Here is an 18,124-nt window from a genome sequence, read left to right on the forward strand (position 1 = left end):
TATCGGTTCGCTAGCGCGGCAGGGTGATAGTTACCCTTAAGCCGTTGGGCTGGCAATTGTCGGCTTTTATTTTCCCCTGATGAGCGGTAATCGCCGCTTCAGCTATCGCTAAGCCTAATCCCCAACCGCCAGACTCTCTGTCACGGGCTGACTGTGGTCGATAGAAAGGTTTAAAAATAGCCTCTAAGTCAGCTGCATCGGGGATCCCTGGACCATCATCAATAATTTCAAGTTTAAGGCTTTGAGCTGAGGTTGAAGCTTGAATTGTGACTTGTGATGATGCATAGCGAATCGCATTGCGCAGTAAGTTCTCTACAGCTCGGGTCAGCGGCCTCGGGTAGATGGGTAGCTGTATCGATTCATCGATATCAATGTGGAGGTATTTGTTTTGCTGCTGGGCTTCAAAATCGGCATCATCCAGCACTTGGTTTAACGCTTCAGCGAGTTCTAGATGGCGTTTCGATTCATTGGCATTAAGCTTTACTCGTGAAAGCTCTAATAGCTCCGCGATCATCTTCTCGAGTTGATCGGCCTCATACTCTATGCGTTCCATTTCTGGCGTTTGCTGACCTTTTTTACGACTCAGTGCCAATGATAATTTCAGTCTTGTCAGCGGGGTGCGCAGCTCGTGCGAAATATCGCTGATGAGCCGTTGTTGGCTGTTGACCATATCTTCTACAGAGTCAGCCATACCGTTAAACGCTTGAGCTAATTGGCCTATCTCATCATTGCGCTTCGCAGTGGCATTGTCGACTCGGCTACTTAGATCGCCTTTTGCGAGTTCATCAGCGCTGCTTTTAAGCGATCGCAGTGGTTTACCTAGGTGCCAAGCAAATAGTCCGCAGAGTAAACCGGACAGTAAGATAGCAATACTCAGGGTTAGTAGCTTGTTGTCAATAAAGAAGAAAAACCAAGGCCGAGGGTGGTGCTCCGGCAGACGGCCATATAGCGCATATTGCTTGCCTTTGACAGTGAACTCATAAGGACCAAAAAGCAATTCGTCTCTAAACTGATGTTTAATGGGCTTACCAGCTTCGTCAGCTAACAGCATAAAGCGACGTAACGCTCTGGACGGCTTATGGGAGTTAAGAACGTGTGAGTTTTCATCGACAAGGTAGAGCCTCACCGGGCGGCCGTCGCGCTCTTTGAAACGGCTAAAGCGTTTTAATCTCTCTGGTTGTAATAATTGCGGCGATTCAATTATTTTATGGGCGATCTTTGATAGCAGTCTCTCGAGGTGAGGCGGCAATTCCGATTGATCATGGTTCTGTTGCAATAGTGGTAACAGACCGATTAGTGCAATGATAAGCGAGCTACAAAGCCAGAAGCCAAGCAGCAACTTTACGAAAATATTATTGGGGCTCTTTCTTATCGGCATTTAGGGTAACCAGATGTAGCCTTTACCGCGGATAGTCTTCACCCTTGGGCGTCCATCGATGCGTTCGGGCATTTTTTTACGCAAGTTAGAAAGGTGCATGTCTAAACTGCGATCAAATGGCATCAGCTTTTTACCTAACACTTTTTCGCTGAGTACCTCTTTGGATGCAAGCTCTCCAGCATGATGTACCAGTTCGAAGAGCAAGCTAAATTCGGTTCCTGTAAGCACAATAAGTTGATCTTGGCAGTGAACTTCTTGGCGGGCAGGATCTAATTTGAGATCGCCAAAAGTCTGTACCGCTTGAGTTTTGTCATCTGTGTGCACATTTGTGCGGCGAATAATCGCACGAATGCGAGCAACAAGTTCACGGTCGTTGAACGGTTTTGGCAAATAATCATCTGCACCAATTTCAAGGCCAACCACCCTATCTATTTCATCACCGCGGGCGGTTAACATCAGCACTGGGGTTTGTTTTTTAGTGCGTAGTGCACGTAATACTTCAAAACCATTTAGCTTTGGTAGCATCACATCTAACAAGATAAGGTCAAACGATTGCTCAACGGCAAGATCGAGCCCTACCTGTCCATCATGGGCTAACGTTAGTTCAAATCCTTCAAGCTCTAATAGCTGCGCTAGCAATTCTGAAAGACCTAAATCATCATCTATCAACAATATACGGCTCATGTTAACCCTTTTTAGCTGTCTTAATATTTGGAGTATACCTTGTTTGGTGTCAATTGCAGTTTAGGAGTGTAATTGAACGTAAAGATAGCCACTGACATGATTAGTTGCAGTAGCTTTACAGTGTTTTACGCAAGCTAAACCCTCACTTACATTGCAATCGTTACACTGGGAACCGTCAAATACAGCTTAGTAATTCTAAGCTAAGTTAAACCTAAAGAGGCTACCATTATGAAAAACAATACATTGAAAGCAAGTTTGCTCGCCATAGTGGCTGGCACGACATTATTGACTGCAGGCGTTTATGCCGCTGATGATGCTAAAGATTCTAATGAAGGTCATGGTAAACATGGCTATCACCAGATGAAAGGTGAGCGCGGTGGTCATCATGATATGCGTAAAATGTTCCGTGGTTTAGATTTAACGGATGAGCAAAAGAGTGAGCTAAAGGCATTGTTTCTGGCTCACCGCGATGAGATGAAGCAAAACCGTCCATCAAAAGAGGAAAGAGCAACGCAAAAAGAGCAGATGTTAAGCTTTATTACGACAAGCAATTTTAGTGAAGATGACGTAAGACAAGCATTGGCGGCTAAGCAAGAAGCTCGTCAGCAAAAAGCTGTGGATATCCTAAAGCTGCAAAACCAAGCGTATCAATTATTGACGCCTGAGCAGCAGGAGAAGTTTAAAGAACGTTTTGCTAAGCGCCATAATAGATAATCTATAATACAAATTGCTATGAGTTAATTACTTTTCTCTATTAAAGCGATTGTATTAACTTGGGAGAAGTCATCAGATTTTCTCCCAAGTTTGTTATAAACTTAAAGTCTGTAATTCCCTTACTGTATTAGTAAACAGACTTTATGAATGATACTTCCCAATATGATTTCTGGGTTAAGCTGGCTAGCCGCGCGGCGGTAGCAACAGCTTTAACCCTTATCGTTATCAAACTCGCTGCATGGATGTACTCGGGCTCAGCCAGTATGCTGGCATCTTTAACGGATTCTTTTGCCGATGCATTAGCTTCTATCGTTAACTTTATTGCCATTCGCTATGCCATTGTGCCAGCAGATCAAGATCACCGTTATGGCCATGGAAAAGCAGAGCCATTAGCGGCACTCGCCCAATCTGCTTTTATTTTAGGGTCGGCATTTCTATTATTTTTTCATGGTGGAGAGCGCTTAGTTAATCCCGTTGAGGTTAAGCACGCGACTTTAGGTGTGATCGTTTCCATTATTGCGATAGTCCTGACCTTTGCGTTGGTGGTTTTGCAAAAAAGGGCACTGGCTGCCACCTCTAGTACAGTGGTTGAAGCCGATGCTTTGCATTACAAATCCGATCTATTTTTAAATGCTGCAGTATTACTTGCCTTAGTGTTGTCGCAATATGGCTGGTGGTGGGCTGATGGTCTATTTGCTGTGTTGATTGCCTTGTTTATTGGCCAGCAAGCGGTAGGGCTTGCATATCGCTCTGTGCAGTCTTTGCTTGATAGAGAGCTTGATGATGAAACTCGAAATAAAATCACCCAAATTGCCATTAACGATCCGCAAGTGAAAGGTATTCACGATTTAAGAACCAGAGAGTCCGGCAAAACAATGTTTATCCAGTTTCACCTTGAGTTAGACGGAACGCTAAATCTGAATCAGGCCCACAGCATTGCAGTGGAAACTTCTATTCGTATCCGGCAAGAGTTTACCGATGCTGAGGTGATTATTCACCAAGACCCCGTATGAAATGAGAGTTTTTAATGTTTGATTGGTAGGTTTAATGCTGGATTAATGTTGTAGTGGTGCTGGCCTGCGGTTAACTAAAGGTAATAAAAATAATTATTTACGCATAATTGTCGCAATTTGTATCGTTGATATGCTAATTTTCTTTGCATCAAAACAGATGTAGGAAATTAATCATGAAAAAATTATCAATTGTAGCGTTAGCCGTGCTTAGCTTAACCGCTTCTGCTTATGCTTCTGCAGAGACGGATCGTGTTGGTGCATACGTAGGGGGGCAAATTGGTGCCTTTTCAGCAGATGTTGAAGGTGATTCAGAATCAGGTCAAAGCTATGGTGCTTACGGTGGCTATAACTTTAACGAATGGTTTGGCCTAGAAGGTACTATCTACCTTACTAACGATTTTGTTGATAATGAATATGCCAGTGTCAATGCGGCATCATTTAGTGTCGCACCTAAATTTACCTTAGTCCTTAATGATACTTTTTCTCTTTACGGTAAAATTGGCTTAGCGTCTGTCGCAGTTGTTACAGATACTTTCATCCGTGATGTTGATTACCAAGGTTTTGGTTTAACTGTTGGCGCGGGGGTTAACGCTGCAGTAACTGACAAGCTTAATATCCGTTTGGGGTATGACTTTACCTCTGCGGAACTTGATTCAGACGATTTTGGCGCACAAGATATTGATATGGATCTGTCAAACGTTACCTTAGGTATGCATTACCAGTTCTAAAAAATACTGCAGTAAATTCTAATAAAAGGATATCGATTGATATCCTTTTTCGTATGTTTTTCCCGTCCTAATTCACGTGGACACTTTTTCAGGACTAATCACTAGAAGTATTAATTCTATGAGCAACGAATAAATAGGGTTACTACAAACAAGCATTTTTGTATCTAAGCTCTGAATAAAAGTGAAAAATTGTTATTAAGTTGAGAGTTTCTAATCATTAAAGTTTAATATTATCAAGGTAGTAAGATTTGTGATAGTTTCCGAGCCTCACAAAACGATGTAAGGGAATCATCATGAACAAATTATCAATTGTGGCATTAACCGTTTTAGGGTTAATAGCTTCAAATGCTGCTTTAGCTGAGACGGATCGTGTTGGAGCGTATGCTGGTGGTCAAATTGGTGCTTTTTCTGCAGACTTAGAAGGCGGTTCAGAATCAGGCCAAAGCTATGGAGCCTACGGCGGTTATAACTTCAATGAGTGGTTTGGCTTAGAAGGCGCACTTTACCTTACTAATGACTTCATCGACGAGGGGGAAGCAACGGCTAATGCGCTTTCATTCTCTGCCGCGCCTAAATTTACATGGGTGATCAACGATACCTTTTCTCTGTACGGTAAAGTGGGTATTGCATCTGCAGCGATTGTTATTGAAAGTGCGTTACCAGATATCGATTACACTGGTGTTGGCTTGACCTACGGCGCAGGTGTTAATGCTGCGATAACTGAAAAGTTAACTGTCCGCTTAGGCTATGACTTTATGTCTGCGACACTGGAATCCGATGATTTCGACTTGCCTGATGCTGATGTTGAATTTTCTAATGTCACCCTAGGTATGCATTACCAGTTTTAATCATTACTGCTGTCAGTTGTAATAAAAAGGATATCGCTTGATATCCTTTTTTTGTTTCTTGCGCAGGGGTTACTCCATTGCCAGCTCTTTAAGCTTTCGGGTTAACGTATTACGTCCCCAACCTAGGCGTTTGGCCGCTTCTTGTTTATGGCCATTGGTGTGTTTGAGTGCCGTTTCTAACAAGATGCGCTCAAAGGCTGGCTGAACTTCAGTTAATAGGTCACTTTCTCCATCGGCTAAGCGTTGGTCTATCCACTGCTTGAGCGCTGCCTGCCAATCATTATTGTTGCTGCTTTCATCAATAGATATGCTGGTTTCTTGCAGTAATTCGGGTGGTAAGTCTTGCGGTAAGATCTCTTGTCCTGATGCCATTACCGTTAGCCAGCGGCAAGTATTCTCTAGTTGACGCACGTTACCCGGCCAAGGCAAAGTTGCTAGCTTATTGGCCGTTTCTTTAGTCAATGTTTTGGGGTCAACATCGATCTCTTTTGCTGCAATGGCTAAAAAATGGCGAGCCAGTTGCGCAATATCTTCTCGTCGTTGCGATAAAGGCGGTAGGTGTACTCGAATAACATTGAGTCGATGGAACAGATCCTCCCGAAATTCGCCTTGTTGTACCAGTAACTCTAGATTTTGATGGGTTGCAGCGATAATTCTGACATCGACTTGCACTGGCGAGTGGCCACCCACTCGGTAAAACTGCCCATCAGCTAGCACCCTGAGTAAACGTGTTTGCACATCTAGTGGCATATCACCTATTTCATCGAGAAACAGCGTGCCGCCATTAGCCTGTTCAAATCGACCTTGGCGCACGCTACCTGCGCCAGTAAAGGCGCCTTTCTCATGACCAAAAAGCTCAGATTCAATTAGGTCTTTGGGAATAGCTGCCATGTTGATGGCAATAAAAGATCCGTCTTTTCTCGGGCTGTGTTTATGCAGCGCGCTAGCGACCAGTTCTTTACCGGTACCTGATTGGCCGTTAATCAATACGCTAATGGATGAGCGAGACAAGCGGCCAATGGCTCTAAATACTTCCTGCATCGCAGGAGCTTCGCCAATGATTTCTGGTGTGGCAATAACTGGTTCCAATGCAGTATTGCTACTATTTTGTTCGTTAGCATGTGTTATAGCACGCTCAACCAAGGAGATGGCTTCATCAATATCAAACGGTTTTGGCAGGTATTCAAATGCGCCGGCTTGGTAGGCGCTAACAGCGCTATCAAGATCAGAGTGTGCCGTCATAATGATAACGGGAATATGCGGATAGTGGTTTTGCAAGCGCTCTAATAAAGTTAATCCGTCGGTGCCTGGCATACGAATATCAGACACGATGACTTTGGGCTGTGCCATTTCTAAGGCGTCCCATAGCGACTCTGCAGCAGCAAAACTGGCGCTGCTTAAGTTGGCACTTTTGAGCGACTTTTCAAGTACCCAGCGAATAGAGCTATCATCGTCGAGGACCCACACTTGTTCTGTCATGTTTATATCTTCCTCAATTAGCTATTGATGGGTAAGGTAATGGTGAAAGCGGTACGACCGATAGATGAGTCACAATCAATGCGGCCGCCGTGTAGTCGGGCAAAATTATGGGCAATAGATAAGCCTAAACCTGAGCCTTGTTCACGGCCGGTTACCATAGGGTAAAATAATGTATCCATGAGCTCGGGGTTAATGCCTGGACCGTCATCAATAACGGATAGCATCAGTACCAATTTATGCCGCTGGGTGCCAATGGTGACTTGATGCTGAGTGCGGGTTTTTATGCGAATATTCCCGCCTGCTTTGTCGAGTGCTTGTACCGCATTTTGCACAATATTAAGCAAAGCTTGCTGTAACTGCTCGGGATCCATTTCGATATCGGGGATCGAGGGATCATAATCTTGGGTTAGGTTAATATTTTTCGGCAGTGTTAGATTGACCAACTGCAATACTTTATGTACCACTTCATGAATATTATAGAGGCTGTGTTGAGTCGGTTTTTGCGGGCCTAACAACCGGTCAACAAGGCCTCGTAGGCGATCTGCTTGCTCAATAATAAGATCGGTAAACTCATTGAGTTCAGGCTCTTTAAGCTCTCGTGATAATAGTTGCGCGGCGCCTCGTAACCCTCCAAGCGGATTCTTGATCTCATGAGCAAGGTTTCTCACCAAAAATTGTGCCGCTTGTTGCTGGGCATCTTGAGTGAGTTGCTGATGGATACGTCGTTGCTGATCGACCTGTCTCAGCTCTAGTAACGCTTGTCTATTTTCTTGTTCAATTGGAGTTAAGGTGACATCAACAGTATGCTGCTGGCCATCGAGGGTGACCAATGACACTGTGTTAACCGTTAAGCCTTGATTATCCCGAATAGCGAGTTGTAAAACAGCTAGATCGACTGCCAAGGTTTGGTAATGGTGGGGGAAACTAAGTTCAAGTAATTTGTTGTTACTCACTCCTAGCAATTGCTCTGTAGCTACATTGGTATAAAGCAACTCTAGCTCATCATTTATGACCAGCACCGCAGTGACTAAGTGGTTGAGCAATAAACCTGTATCCATCTACGACTCCACCTTATTTAGTTGCACCATTTTGGAACGATAATTTGGTTGCACCACTATGGTGCACCAAAATGGTGCGTTCTGCAACTAGACTTCATCGAGGCAATAATACTAACTGTTAAAGGTTAATGCTTTGTATATAAAGGCTTTAATGTATTTTATTGCCTTTATTGTAAGTTCTATCTAGCTCTATTTTGTATTGTCCGATGAAGAAACACTGTTCTTGGTGGGGTAGATGCAAGTAGTTTGCCGTCTTGTGTTAGGGCCTTGATAATAAAGCTATGTTCGCCACGATCTATATTGGTCACTCGGAACAAGCCTCTTTGCTGTGCATCTCCATACTGTTTGCCATCCATAAACAGAACAAGTAGGTGAGAGGAGGCAAGCTCTGGCTCAAGTTGTACTGCTATTGAGATCTCGCCTTCGTTACTTCTAATGGTTTCCTCTTCGCTAGGAGAGGTGATACGCATGTCGTAGCTGACTTTCACCTCTGAGGGCTGAGATAAATCAGCTTGACGATAAGGCTGCGGCAGTTTTACTTGGTTTTCAGTATTCTTTTTAAACTCCACCACTTCGGCATTGTTCACCGGCTCATCTGAAAAATGCACTTTACCATCTTTATCGATCCACTTATAAACCGTTGCATGTAATAGCGGGCTAATTAGCAGAACCAAAATAAGTAAACTTAAACGCATAATCGTAGCTTCCATGGTGGTACGTAGGCTATGCAAGATTAACGCTTTTTTAACAAGAAATCATGAACTTTGTTGCCGCTAACTTACACTGAATCCTATACTATTCATGTTAAAGCTAAGCCTGAGCAACTTTTGTGCTACTGTTGAACATAGAAGCGCGTAGCGTACATGGATATAGTGGATATAGTGGATATAGGGAATAGGGCGTGAAAAAATTCAATCTAGGCTTTACCTTAATTGAACTGGTGGTAGTGATTATTGTACTGGGTATTTTGGCGGTGATTGCAGCGCCTAAGTTCTTAGACTTAAGGTCAGACGCAGATCATGCCGTAATGAAAGGGATGCAAGGCAGTCTAAAGTCCGCGAGAGATCTGGTTGCGGCACAAATAGCGCTTAGACCAGAAAACTTAAGTAGCAATAATCGTAGTTTTACACTGGAGAATGGCCAGGTTATTGAGGTGCGTGGTCAATACCCTGATGGTAGATGGGATGACACCTTCGACCAGATTGTTGACTTTGATAGTGTTACTTTCGTGAGCAGTAATCAATGTACAGAAGATAATTCCCCCACAGCTTGGTGCGCGCGTGAGAAAAATCGTGGCTGGTTTAATAGTCGTGGTTATAGCTCTGAGAGGGGGCGAGGCTTTGTTATTTTTCCCCAGGGGAATAACGTCAATCAAGATGCTTGTTATCTGTATTACTTTACACCCAACCGCCGTAATGTTGTTGGTTTAGGTAGCTTGCCCATCGTTGAGCTTGATTTAAGCGATTGCAGTTAATCAGCTGCAAATCTAAGAGGGACTTATGCCACAACCACAATGGCTGGTGTTAGCTATATTTCTTAGCTTACCTGCATTGGCCGCGTCACCGAGTTTTGACTGTAATAAAGCAAGTGGTAGCGTCGAAACATTAATCTGTAACGATGCTGAACTTGCCACTTTAGATAGGCAGTTGGCGCAGGTGTATCATCAGGCGCTACCCAAAATTCCTGCTGCGCAGCAACCCAAAGCGACACAGAGAGGTTGGATAAAAGGGCGCAATGATTGCTGGAAGTCGGTAGATGTTCGTCAATGCACTGCGCTAAGCTACCAAAGCCGCATCATTGGGTTACAGATCCAAAGTGGGCTAATAGAGGTTTCAGCTAGTGTAGTGTTTGATTGCGACGAGTTTCCACAAATCACTGCTGTTTATTATTCTCAATTAGATCCAGTTACTGCGGTTTTTCGCTTTAATGATCAACAGTTGATCGCTAGCTATGTGAGCAGTGGAAGTGGTGCTAAGTATCAGGGACAAAACTTTGAATTTTGGGAGCATCATGGCGAAGCTAGCATTCGTTATTTTGACACTTCGACGAAGTGTGAAATCCGAAAATAATGAAGGCAGCCATGAGCTGCCTTTTCAGTTCTTCAAGCAAGCTTAGCTATTATCGTATTTTAGCTCTATTTCACTCGCCTTAATGCTACTAGTGTGTTGAGCTAACTGTTTGGCATATGTGGCGATATGAGGGTATTTCTCCGCTTCACCACTGGCAACTAACAGCTCTACAATGAACGACATCATAATGTCTGCTCCAGTGAGTTTATCTGCAACTAAGTAGCGTTTTCCTACCAAGGCTTGATTGACATAGCTGAGGATTTTTTCTGTTTCGACGGCAGCGTAACCCTCTAGGAAATTGGTTTGGCAGCCATCTTTAGCGACAAACATTCTAAGCAGTAAAGGCAATATGGCCGAGCTTTCTGCAAAGTGGAGCCATTGAAGGTATTCGACATAATCACTGCTGTCTTTTTCTGGAGCCAGCTGGCCTGCTGCATGAGTGTCAATTAGGTATTCAGTGATAGCACCTGACTCGGCAATAACTTGCTGTTTATACTCAATCACTGGAGACTTACCCAGCGGGTGGATCGCTTTAAGCTCTGGTGGTGCTAAGAAGGTTTGGCTATCTCGTTGATACGCTTTAATCTGGTAGTCTAGTCCCAGCTCTTCAAGTAACCAGATAACCCGCTTTGAGCGCGATTTGTTGAGATGATGCAGAGTGATCATTGGCAGTCCTTTACAAAATATATTGAGCGACGCAACTCAAGTACGCCGCTTATAACAGGCGACGGCTATTACTTAAGCTGCTTGATGATCTCATCGGCCACAACTTCAGAAGATGCTGGGTTTTGGCCGGTAATGAGGTTGCCATCAACGGCTAAATAGCTCGCCCAATCATCACTCTTACTATAAAGCGCACCGTGAGCCAGCATCATGTCTTCAACAAGGTAAGGTACGATATCGGTAAGCTGAACAGCAGCTTCTTCTGTATTAGTAAAGCCAGTAACTTTTTTACCGGCAACTAACGGTGTGCCATCTGCTGCTTTGACGTTTTTAAGTGCCCCTGGTGCATGACAGACAAGGCCGACGGGCTTACTTGCTTGATAAAAGTTCTCTATCAGTGCAATGGAATTCGCATCATTGGTTAGATCCCACAGCGGCCCGTGACCGCCCGGGTAAAAAACAGCGTCGTAATCGTCAGCGTTAACTTGTGCAAGCGCTTGGGTGCTAGCAAGTTGTTGCTGGGCATCACTGTCTTTATTGAATCTGTCAGTTGCTGCTGTTTGAAAGTCTGGTTGCTCACTGCTTGGATCGAGTGGTGGTTGGCCGCCAGCAGGTGATGCTAAGGTGACGTTAAAACCGCTGTCTTTAAAGCGATAGTATGGGCTGGCAAACTCTTCTAACCAAAACCCTGTTTTAAGTCCTGTATCGCCTAGTTTGTCGTGAGAGGTTAGTACCATTAATACATTCATCTAGTAATCCTTCTTCATGCCTAATTGTGTAGGCATAACTCGATTTACCAGCGAGTTATGCAGTAAGTTGATTGCAATATAATTATTATGCTTACAGGTTACGCTCTAAAATTTTGCGACTCATGGCAAGATCGACATCTTGCTTTTCGCCTAAAGCTGTCATGCCGTGAGCTTCCAGTTGTTCGATCACTTTGTCGATACTGCTGGCATCTAAACCATAGTCGCTCAGGCGAGTCTTGATCCCCATAGCTTCGAAAAAACCGCGTGTTTTAGCGATTGCAGCATCAATAATTTCGTCGTTAGTGCCTTGAGTTAATCCCCATACACGTTCGGCATATTGCAGTAACTTTTCTTGCTTACCTTCGCGGCGACAATCAAGCATGCCTGGCAATACGATAGCGATAGTGCGGGCGTGGTCTATGTCATACAGTGCTGTGAGTTCATGACCAATCATATGGGTTGCCCAGTCATGGGGAACGCCACGGCCGATCACACCGCTAAGTGCCATTGTCGCTACCCACATTAGGTTAGCTCTAACATCGACATTTTTTGGTTCGCTTAAGGCTTTAGGACCAAGCTCAATCAATGTTTGTAGCAATCCTTCTGCAAAGCGGTCTTGCACGGCAGCATTGACTGGGTAGGTTAAGTACTGCTCGGTGATATGAATAAATGCATCTACCACACCGTTGGCGACTTGACGCTCTGGCAGGGTGAAGGTTTTGCTCGGATCTAAAACGGAGAACTTTGGATATACGTGATCGCTCATAAATGACAATTTAGCTTGGTACTCTTTGCGAGTCACAACACTGGCGCTGTTCATCTCAGAGCCTGTTGCTGGCAGTGTCAGTACAGTACCGAAAGGCATTGCTTGAGTGACTTTTGCGCCCCAGCTTAAAAGAATATCCCATGGCTCACCTTCAAAAAGTGCTGCAGCCGCAACAAACTTAGTGCCATCAATCACTGAGCCACCACCTACAGCGAGTAGAAAGTCGATCTTCTGCTGTTTTACGATTTCAACAGCTTGCATTAACGTCTCATAAGTCGGGTTGGCTTCGATACCGCCAAATTCAACGATTTCACGCTGGCCTAGTGCTGCCTTTACTTCGGCTAAAGTGCCCGTTTTTTCTGCGCTGCGGCCACCAAATAGCACTAGAACTTTGGCATCTTTTGCCACTAGGTTGTCCAGTTCTGCAATCTTTCCTTCACCAAAGCTAATGTGTGTCGGGTTGTAATAATCAAAGCTATACATAATTATTCCTGTCTATCGATGTATACATCGCATAAATACTGTTTAGTAGACCAGTCGTCTAGTTAACAGCCAAAAAATACCCGCCTTAAGCATAGGCGGGGGAGATTAAACTGTTGGCTATTTCAGCGGAGGTATTGGCCAAGCCAGCAGGGCTTTGGTGACTTGCAATACGCGTTCGATTGCATTTGGATCACGGGATAACTTATTTTTTAAGCTAGCGCCTAACCAAAGCTGATATAAGGTTTCTGCAGTAATGTCAGCTTGCATTGTTGGCAGTGAGCCATCTTCAATACCAGCTTGAATACATTCGGCTAGACGAGTAATGACTGCCGATGAGCCTTTATCAAGCGCAAGTCGCATCGATTCAGAAAGGTCGGCGACTTCAGCGCTGAGCTTAACCACTAAACACTTCTGGTCGATACTGCAATCACTCTGTGTTTTTTGCCAGCGTAACCAATAGCTCATCAGCCGTTCAAGACTGGTCCCATGTCGAGGCTCAAACAATTCATCGATACTACTAAGATACCCTTTGAAGTAGCTATTGATTATCTCCTCGCCAAACTGCTCCTTAGATTTGAAGTAGTGGTAGAACGAGCCTTTTGGTACATCGGCAAATTTTAAGATCTGCGATAAACCGACATTTGAAAAGCCTTTACTTGAAATAAGGCTATAGCCAGAATCGATAATATGTTGACGTGTTTGCTGAGATTCAATTTTCATGACGCTGATCGTACGCTGTATTAGACCGGTCGTCTAGTTGTTTTTTAAATGTCCAAATAACGGCGATATTATAGAGCGCTACGAAGGCGGTGCTCGTGATTAAGTTGCTGATTACTCGTTAACTATAATGTAGTTATAGCGGTAAGGTACTACGGGAAAAGTTTTGCTTTAGCACTACGGTAGACTCAATACCTGCAATACAATTAAGGCTCCCCAGGGATTTTTTTACAAAACTTTCGTAGCTAAGCAGATCTGTCGCGACAATTTTTAAAACGTAGTCATGCCCACCGGTTACCACCGAACACTCCATCACTTGCTCAAGGTTTTGCATCGCTGTTTCAAACCGCTCGGCGTGATGGTCGGAATTTTCGGTGAGACGTACAAACGCATATACCACGACGTTAAGTCCTACCTCTTTTGGCTCTATTTGAGCAGCGTAGCCGCTGATAACACCGCTGTCTTCGAGTTTTCTGACTCTGCGAAGGCAAGGGGTATCAGACATATTGAGTCGTGAGGCGAGCTCAGAGATTGCAATGCGACCATGCTTTTGCAAAATAGCGAGAATATTACGATCTTTACTATCCAATGAGTCATCCCATTATTTATTTTTAGTCTATTTCAACACTATAACGTTATTTTGTAGTGAGATCCGATCTTAATATGACGTTATTCAACGAAAAATGATGATTTCAACCTGAAAGATACTGATAGGCTAATTCAACAAAATAAAAACAAAAATAGGACTCATTAAATGACCCTCAATACCCGAGCCTTCGATCACTGGATCCGCACTCGATTTGTCGAGATAAATACCGAATTAGAGCAACTGTATGCTGAGCAGACAGATCGCGCCAATGTTGAAGGTGTTGGTGAACATTTAAAAATGGCCTTGGAAGCCGAAGGGCGTGAGATGATTGCGACCTTGCTGGCAGAGGGGAACACCGATGAAGGCTTCGATCATGCCTTTGATCTATTGGGAAATGTGGGGTTGTATATGGCGGCTTGTCGCCGTCATGAGATAACCGAGCCTTCGCGAGAAAGAGTATCACCACTCACTGAAGCATCGGCTTTAGCAATGCACATTGGCGCCTCTATAGGGGTAACGCCAAGATTTGCCACTGCCCATTTAACCACCCATAACAGTGCACGCAATGGTCTTTATAAGCGCTTTACTAACCTACCTGCGGAAAAGCTATTTGTTGACTACAACACTAAGGGCATTTTGGCGTATAAGCGTGCAGCCGACGCGCTGATTAAAATTGAGCCTCTTGGGATCACTCACCCTATTGCAGCTGATTTACTCAAGGTCGCGAAGCAAGCGCTAGTTGATGTTAAAGAATCAAATCAACAGTTATTTAAAAAGCTCGATACTGATGATTTTTTCTATTGCGTTAGACCCTATTACAAGCCATATAGGGTGGGGAGTCAGGTGTATCGTGGTGCCAATGCGGGCGACTTTGCTGGCATTAACGTCATCGATATGTTGTTAGGGCTGTGTGAGGCTAATGAACCTGCCTATTCGCAAATGCTGGTAGATAAGTTTTTGTATATGATGCCAGAAGATCAAAGCATTTTGCGTGATTGCATGCGTCGAACCAGTTTTATGGATGAGCTTTTAGCACTAAAGCATCTAAATCAGCAATCATGGTTTACAGAAAACGTAGCACTGTTTTTAGAAGTTTGCGCCCTCCATGGTGATACCGCTATCCAACATCATAACGAGCTAGTGAACAAGTATATTGCAGTTCCTTCAAAGAAACTGCAGCAACAGCATATGGAAAAGGTAACTGCCAGCGGCCCACCACTACCGGTACTTTTGAATGCATTAGAGAAACTCCGCGACCGACGATCTGCCGCTGACCGTAGTGATATCAACACGCGTTATGATGATATTAAATCGCTCAAAGCCAGTTTAGAGGCGCTTTGATATGAAGGACTTTAAAAACGACTTTATGTTGGCGCCAGGTTGTTACTTATTGAACCATTCTGTGGGACGGCCACTAAAAACGGCAGAGCAGTCTTTTAAGCAGCAATTCTTCACTCCGTGGCAAGATTCAGCTGTTGAACCTTGGGGAGATTGGCTTGGTATTATTGAACGCTTTACTCAGGCGTTATCAATGTTATTTAACGCCCCGGCTAGCGAGTTTTGCCCGCAAGTTAACCTGTCGAGTGCGTTGACAAAGTTGGTGATGTCTGTAGAACGCTTGCAGCAAAATGATACTGTGATTTTAATGAGTGAACTTGATTTTCCCAGTATGGGGTTTGCGCTGAAGAAGGCGTTACCTAGCAGTTGCGAATTGCGCTTTATTCCTGTGAAGTGCGATATTACTGATGCCAATGTGTGGGATGATTATATTACTGCCGATGTCGACATGGTGTTTGTTAGTCATGCCTATTCAAATACCGGCCAGCTACCGCCGTTAAAATCGATTGTCGAAATTGCTAAATCAAGAGGGGTATTAACCTTAATCGATATCGCACAGTCAGCAGGTGTTGTTCCGCTAGATCTTAACGCGTTACAGGCTGACTTTATGATAGGTTCTAGTGTTAAATGGTTATGTGGTGGACCTGGAGCGGCTTACCTTTGGGTCAATAATCAGCATATAACAGATTGCCAACCTAAAGATGTCGGTTGGTTTAGCCATGAAAATCCGTTCGAGTTTGATATTCATGACTTTCGTTATCATCAAAGCGCATTGAAATTTTGGGGCGGTACTCCCTCCATTGCCCCTTTTGCCATAGCATCTCACAGCATTGATTACTTCAGCCGTATTGGCTCGATTGCACTACGGCAACATAACCAACAGTTGCTCGATATTATAGCTCAGGAACTAGACGGAAAAGTGGTTTCTCCTCACGCGCAAAATCAACGCAGCGGTACCATGATTCTAGATTTTGCAGGTAAGCAGCAACAAGTCTTACAAAGACTAAAAAGTGCTAATGTGAGTATTGATGTAAGGAGTTTTGGAATGCGGGTGTCGCCACATATTTATAATGACGAGGCCGATATCCAAGGGTTCATACAGCTGATTAAATCGATATAAAAGCTAAGCGACGCATTTGTTTCTTCTATAGGGAGCCAAATGCTTCGCTTAAAGCTATTTTTACTGCGTTATAGAATGACTAAACCGTATAGTCTCTGCCTTAAATAGCCAATAAGCTGCGGTAACAGTAACCTTGAGCGAGCGTAAATTCTAGCGATTTAGTGCCCGTAGATGCGTTTTTCGGTAGTCAAACTGTTGATTCAATCTAGTGATATCACCCAGACTCATTTTCGCAACTACTGTGTTGCCTTTATCATCAGATATATATTTCTGGGCTGTAGCATTTACAAAGTCAACGACATAAACATTGTCTGAAGCTAATGCCTTGGCAGTGTCAAGTGAGGCTGTAGCACTGCAATCGTTACATTTTACCACTGGCGCCATCGCTGCCAAAGTTGATGTTGAGAATAGAAGTGTTGCTAGTATCAATGGGGTAATAAGGGATGTTTTCATTTTAGTTCCTTCCATAAAACTGTGAGCAAGATCACAGTTTAGGCGTGTTGCATAATAATTGTCCATTGTTTTTTGTGTTTATTTTAGCCTAAGTTATTGTTTAATATTAGCTTAATTAATCTTATGCTAATGCTGGTGAGATAATGAGGTGGATTGATATGGTTTGCCCTTTAAGTGTTAGTTGCCTATTACCTAGTATTAGGTGATAGTTAAAGTACTTCAGTATTACAAGGTGAGTTTAATGAAGTTAATCATGTCGTTACTTTGTCTATTCAGTTTTTCAGCTCTATCCAGTGCCTGGAATACACAGCAAATAGATGCCAATCTATCGTTTCGTGGTAGCGCTGCTGCTGACGGGGTCTTCTGGGTGAGTGGGTCTAAAAATAGTGTGTTCCTATCCAAGGATTCAGGGAAAACTTGGCTTGATGTTTCTGTTAAAAACCAACCATTAACAGACTTTCGTGATATAGAAGTGTTTGATGCCAATACGGCGATAGTGATGGGAGCTGGTGAAGGCGAGTTATCTAAACTCTACATTACCGAAGATCAGGGCGCTTCATGGCAGTTATTGCTGGAAAACAAACATGAAGCAGGATTTTTTGATTCGATTGCTTTTTGGGACCGCAATAATGGTTTGTTGTTAGGGGATCCTGTTGACGGCTGCTTTGTTATCTTACGAACACGTGATGGTGGAAAGACTTGGCAACGAATAGCTCGGGGCAGATTACCGGAAATGCTCGATAGGGAAGTGGCATTTGCAGCCAGCGGCAATACCTTAATGGTCGGAGAGTCTGGCCAAGCATGGTTTACTACTGGCGGCTACAGTAGCTCGATTTATACCTCCCAAGACTTTGGCGAGTATTGGCAACGCACACATATCCCTTTATTCGATGACACTCAAACTGCCGGTGGCTATGGTATTTCGAAAAATAGTGTTGATGATATTTTTGTGGTTGGAGGCGACTATCAACAACGGGATAAACATGATGCCAATATCGTATATTTAAAGAATAAGGTGTGGCATAAAACCCGAAAATCTACCCCAGGCCTGCGCACTGCGATGGTTTGTTATCAAGCCACATGTATCGCGACAGGGAAGCTCTCTACAGATATTTCATTTGACCATGGTTACAGTTGGCAACCGCTGCAGATAGACGGATTAAAACAAGGTTACTATACACTGGCGATTGATAACGACACCGTGGTTGCCGCAGGACATAACGGCAGAGTTGCAGTATTTATCATGCCTCAAAAGCAGTAAATCTTAATTCCTGT

At 43.8% G+C, this 18,124-nt stretch carries 20 protein-coding genes; 9 read left to right on the plus strand and 11 right to left on the minus strand.

Annotated features, from left to right (window positions below; all coding sequences use genetic code 11):
• Nucleotides 1-10 precede the first annotated feature (10 nt).
• Both SWP_RS01135 and SWP_RS01140 read right to left on the minus strand, forming a co-directional pair.
• Nucleotides 11-1,378, minus strand: a complete 1,368-nt coding sequence (locus SWP_RS01135; protein ID WP_020910466.1) for an ATP-binding protein — start codon at nucleotides 1,376-1,378, stop codon at nucleotides 11-13.
• Nucleotides 1,379-2,062 (minus strand): response regulator, encoded by a 684-nt coding sequence (locus SWP_RS01140; protein WP_020910467.1) that lies wholly within the window; start codon nucleotides 2,060-2,062, stop codon nucleotides 1,379-1,381.
• Nucleotides 2,063-2,290: 228 nt separating this feature from the next.
• On the opposite strand from SWP_RS01140, the gene SWP_RS01145 reads away from it, so the two are divergent.
• The 4 genes from SWP_RS01145 to SWP_RS01160 all read left to right on the plus strand — a co-directional run bounded on the left by SWP_RS01145 (nucleotide 2,291) and on the right by SWP_RS01160 (nucleotide 5,365).
• Nucleotides 2,291-2,776 carry a Spy/CpxP family protein refolding chaperone gene (locus tag SWP_RS01145; RefSeq protein ID WP_020910468.1) on the plus strand — a complete coding sequence of 162 codons (486 nt, stop codon included), beginning with the start codon at nucleotides 2,291-2,293 and terminating at the stop codon, nucleotides 2,774-2,776.
• Nucleotides 2,777-2,919: 143 nt separating this feature from the next.
• The gene (fieF, locus tag SWP_RS01150) at nucleotides 2,920-3,789 is read left to right on the plus strand and encodes a cation efflux pump FieF (RefSeq protein WP_020910469.1); all 870 of its coding nucleotides are present in this window, start codon (nucleotides 2,920-2,922) and stop codon (nucleotides 3,787-3,789) included.
• Nucleotides 3,790-3,962: 173 nt separating this feature from the next.
• Complete coding sequence (locus tag SWP_RS01155; RefSeq protein ID WP_020910470.1) at nucleotides 3,963-4,517, plus strand: porin family protein; 555 nt, start codon at nucleotides 3,963-3,965, stop codon at nucleotides 4,515-4,517.
• Nucleotides 4,518-4,810: 293 nt separating this feature from the next.
• Nucleotides 4,811-5,365: a porin family protein gene (locus SWP_RS01160; protein WP_020910471.1), complete on the plus strand. Its 555-nt coding sequence runs from the start codon at nucleotides 4,811-4,813 to the stop codon at nucleotides 5,363-5,365.
• A 69-nt stretch (nucleotides 5,366-5,434) separates the two neighbouring features.
• Here SWP_RS01160 and glnG read toward each other — a convergent pair whose 3' ends face one another.
• From glnG to SWP_RS01175, 3 genes are all read right to left on the minus strand, one after another.
• On the minus strand, nucleotides 5,435-6,850 hold the full coding sequence (gene glnG, locus SWP_RS01165; protein WP_143711154.1) for a nitrogen regulation protein NR(I): 1,416 nt from the start codon (nucleotides 6,848-6,850) through the stop codon (nucleotides 5,435-5,437).
• An 11-nt stretch (nucleotides 6,851-6,861) separates the two neighbouring features.
• Nucleotides 6,862-7,902 carry a nitrogen regulation protein NR(II) gene (gene glnL / locus SWP_RS01170; protein ID WP_020910473.1) on the minus strand — a complete coding sequence of 347 codons (1,041 nt, stop codon included), beginning with the start codon at nucleotides 7,900-7,902 and terminating at the stop codon, nucleotides 6,862-6,864.
• Between the two features lie 179 nt (nucleotides 7,903-8,081).
• A complete protein-coding gene (locus SWP_RS01175) occupies nucleotides 8,082-8,597 on the minus strand; it encodes a DUF4124 domain-containing protein (protein WP_044555536.1) in 516 nt (171 codons plus the stop codon).
• Between the two features lie 206 nt (nucleotides 8,598-8,803).
• Between SWP_RS01175 and SWP_RS24690 the strand changes: the two genes are divergently transcribed.
• Both SWP_RS24690 and SWP_RS01185 read left to right on the plus strand, forming a co-directional pair.
• Nucleotides 8,804-9,376 (plus strand): pilin, encoded by a 573-nt coding sequence (locus SWP_RS24690; RefSeq protein WP_020910475.1) that lies wholly within the window; start codon nucleotides 8,804-8,806, stop codon nucleotides 9,374-9,376.
• Between the two features lie 25 nt (nucleotides 9,377-9,401).
• Nucleotides 9,402-9,971, plus strand: coding sequence for an MliC family protein (locus tag SWP_RS01185; RefSeq protein ID WP_020910476.1), 570 nt, complete (start codon nucleotides 9,402-9,404; stop codon nucleotides 9,969-9,971).
• Between the two features lie 42 nt (nucleotides 9,972-10,013).
• Here the strand turns inward: SWP_RS01185 and SWP_RS01190 are convergent, their stop codons facing one another.
• The 5 genes from SWP_RS01190 to SWP_RS01210 all read right to left on the minus strand — a co-directional run bounded on the left by SWP_RS01190 (nucleotide 10,014) and on the right by SWP_RS01210 (nucleotide 13,938).
• Entirely contained in the window at nucleotides 10,014-10,637 is a 624-nt protein-coding gene (locus tag SWP_RS01190) for a glutathione S-transferase family protein (protein ID WP_020910477.1), read from the minus strand.
• A gap of 68 nt (nucleotides 10,638-10,705) precedes the next feature.
• Nucleotides 10,706-11,383 (minus strand): type 1 glutamine amidotransferase domain-containing protein, encoded by a 678-nt coding sequence (locus SWP_RS01195; RefSeq protein WP_020910478.1) that lies wholly within the window; start codon nucleotides 11,381-11,383, stop codon nucleotides 10,706-10,708.
• A gap of 91 nt (nucleotides 11,384-11,474) precedes the next feature.
• A complete protein-coding gene (locus tag SWP_RS01200; RefSeq protein WP_020910479.1) occupies nucleotides 11,475-12,632 on the minus strand; it encodes an iron-containing alcohol dehydrogenase in 1,158 nt (385 codons plus the stop codon).
• Between the two features lie 117 nt (nucleotides 12,633-12,749).
• Nucleotides 12,750-13,352 carry a TetR/AcrR family transcriptional regulator gene (locus SWP_RS01205; RefSeq protein ID WP_020910480.1) on the minus strand — a complete coding sequence of 201 codons (603 nt, stop codon included), beginning with the start codon at nucleotides 13,350-13,352 and terminating at the stop codon, nucleotides 12,750-12,752.
• Nucleotides 13,353-13,485: 133 nt separating this feature from the next.
• Nucleotides 13,486-13,938 carry an Lrp/AsnC family transcriptional regulator gene (locus tag SWP_RS01210; protein WP_020910481.1) on the minus strand — a complete coding sequence of 151 codons (453 nt, stop codon included), beginning with the start codon at nucleotides 13,936-13,938 and terminating at the stop codon, nucleotides 13,486-13,488.
• 165 nt (nucleotides 13,939-14,103) lie between these two features.
• Here SWP_RS01210 and SWP_RS01215 point away from each other — a divergent pair, with 165 nt between their 5' ends.
• Both SWP_RS01215 and SWP_RS01220 read left to right on the plus strand, forming a co-directional pair.
• Entirely contained in the window at nucleotides 14,104-15,279 is a 1,176-nt protein-coding gene (locus tag SWP_RS01215) for a PrnB family protein (protein WP_020910482.1), read from the plus strand.
• A gap of 1 nt (nucleotide 15,280) precedes the next feature.
• Nucleotides 15,281-16,396, plus strand: a complete 1,116-nt coding sequence (locus tag SWP_RS01220; RefSeq protein ID WP_020910484.1) for an aminotransferase class V-fold PLP-dependent enzyme — start codon at nucleotides 15,281-15,283, stop codon at nucleotides 16,394-16,396.
• A gap of 150 nt (nucleotides 16,397-16,546) precedes the next feature.
• Here SWP_RS01220 and SWP_RS01225 read toward each other — a convergent pair whose 3' ends face one another.
• Nucleotides 16,547-16,849, minus strand: a complete 303-nt coding sequence (locus tag SWP_RS01225; RefSeq protein ID WP_044555537.1) for a hypothetical protein — start codon at nucleotides 16,847-16,849, stop codon at nucleotides 16,547-16,549.
• 241 nt (nucleotides 16,850-17,090) lie between these two features.
• Here SWP_RS01225 and SWP_RS01230 point away from each other — a divergent pair, with 241 nt between their 5' ends.
• A complete protein-coding gene (locus SWP_RS01230) occupies nucleotides 17,091-18,110 on the plus strand; it encodes a WD40/YVTN/BNR-like repeat-containing protein (RefSeq protein WP_020910486.1) in 1,020 nt (339 codons plus the stop codon).
• The last annotated feature ends 14 nt before the right edge of the window (nucleotides 18,111-18,124 follow it).

Origin of the sequence: Shewanella piezotolerans WP3 (assembly GCF_000014885.1) — a bacterium.
GTDB lineage: Bacteria > Pseudomonadota > Gammaproteobacteria > Enterobacterales > Shewanellaceae > Shewanella > Shewanella piezotolerans.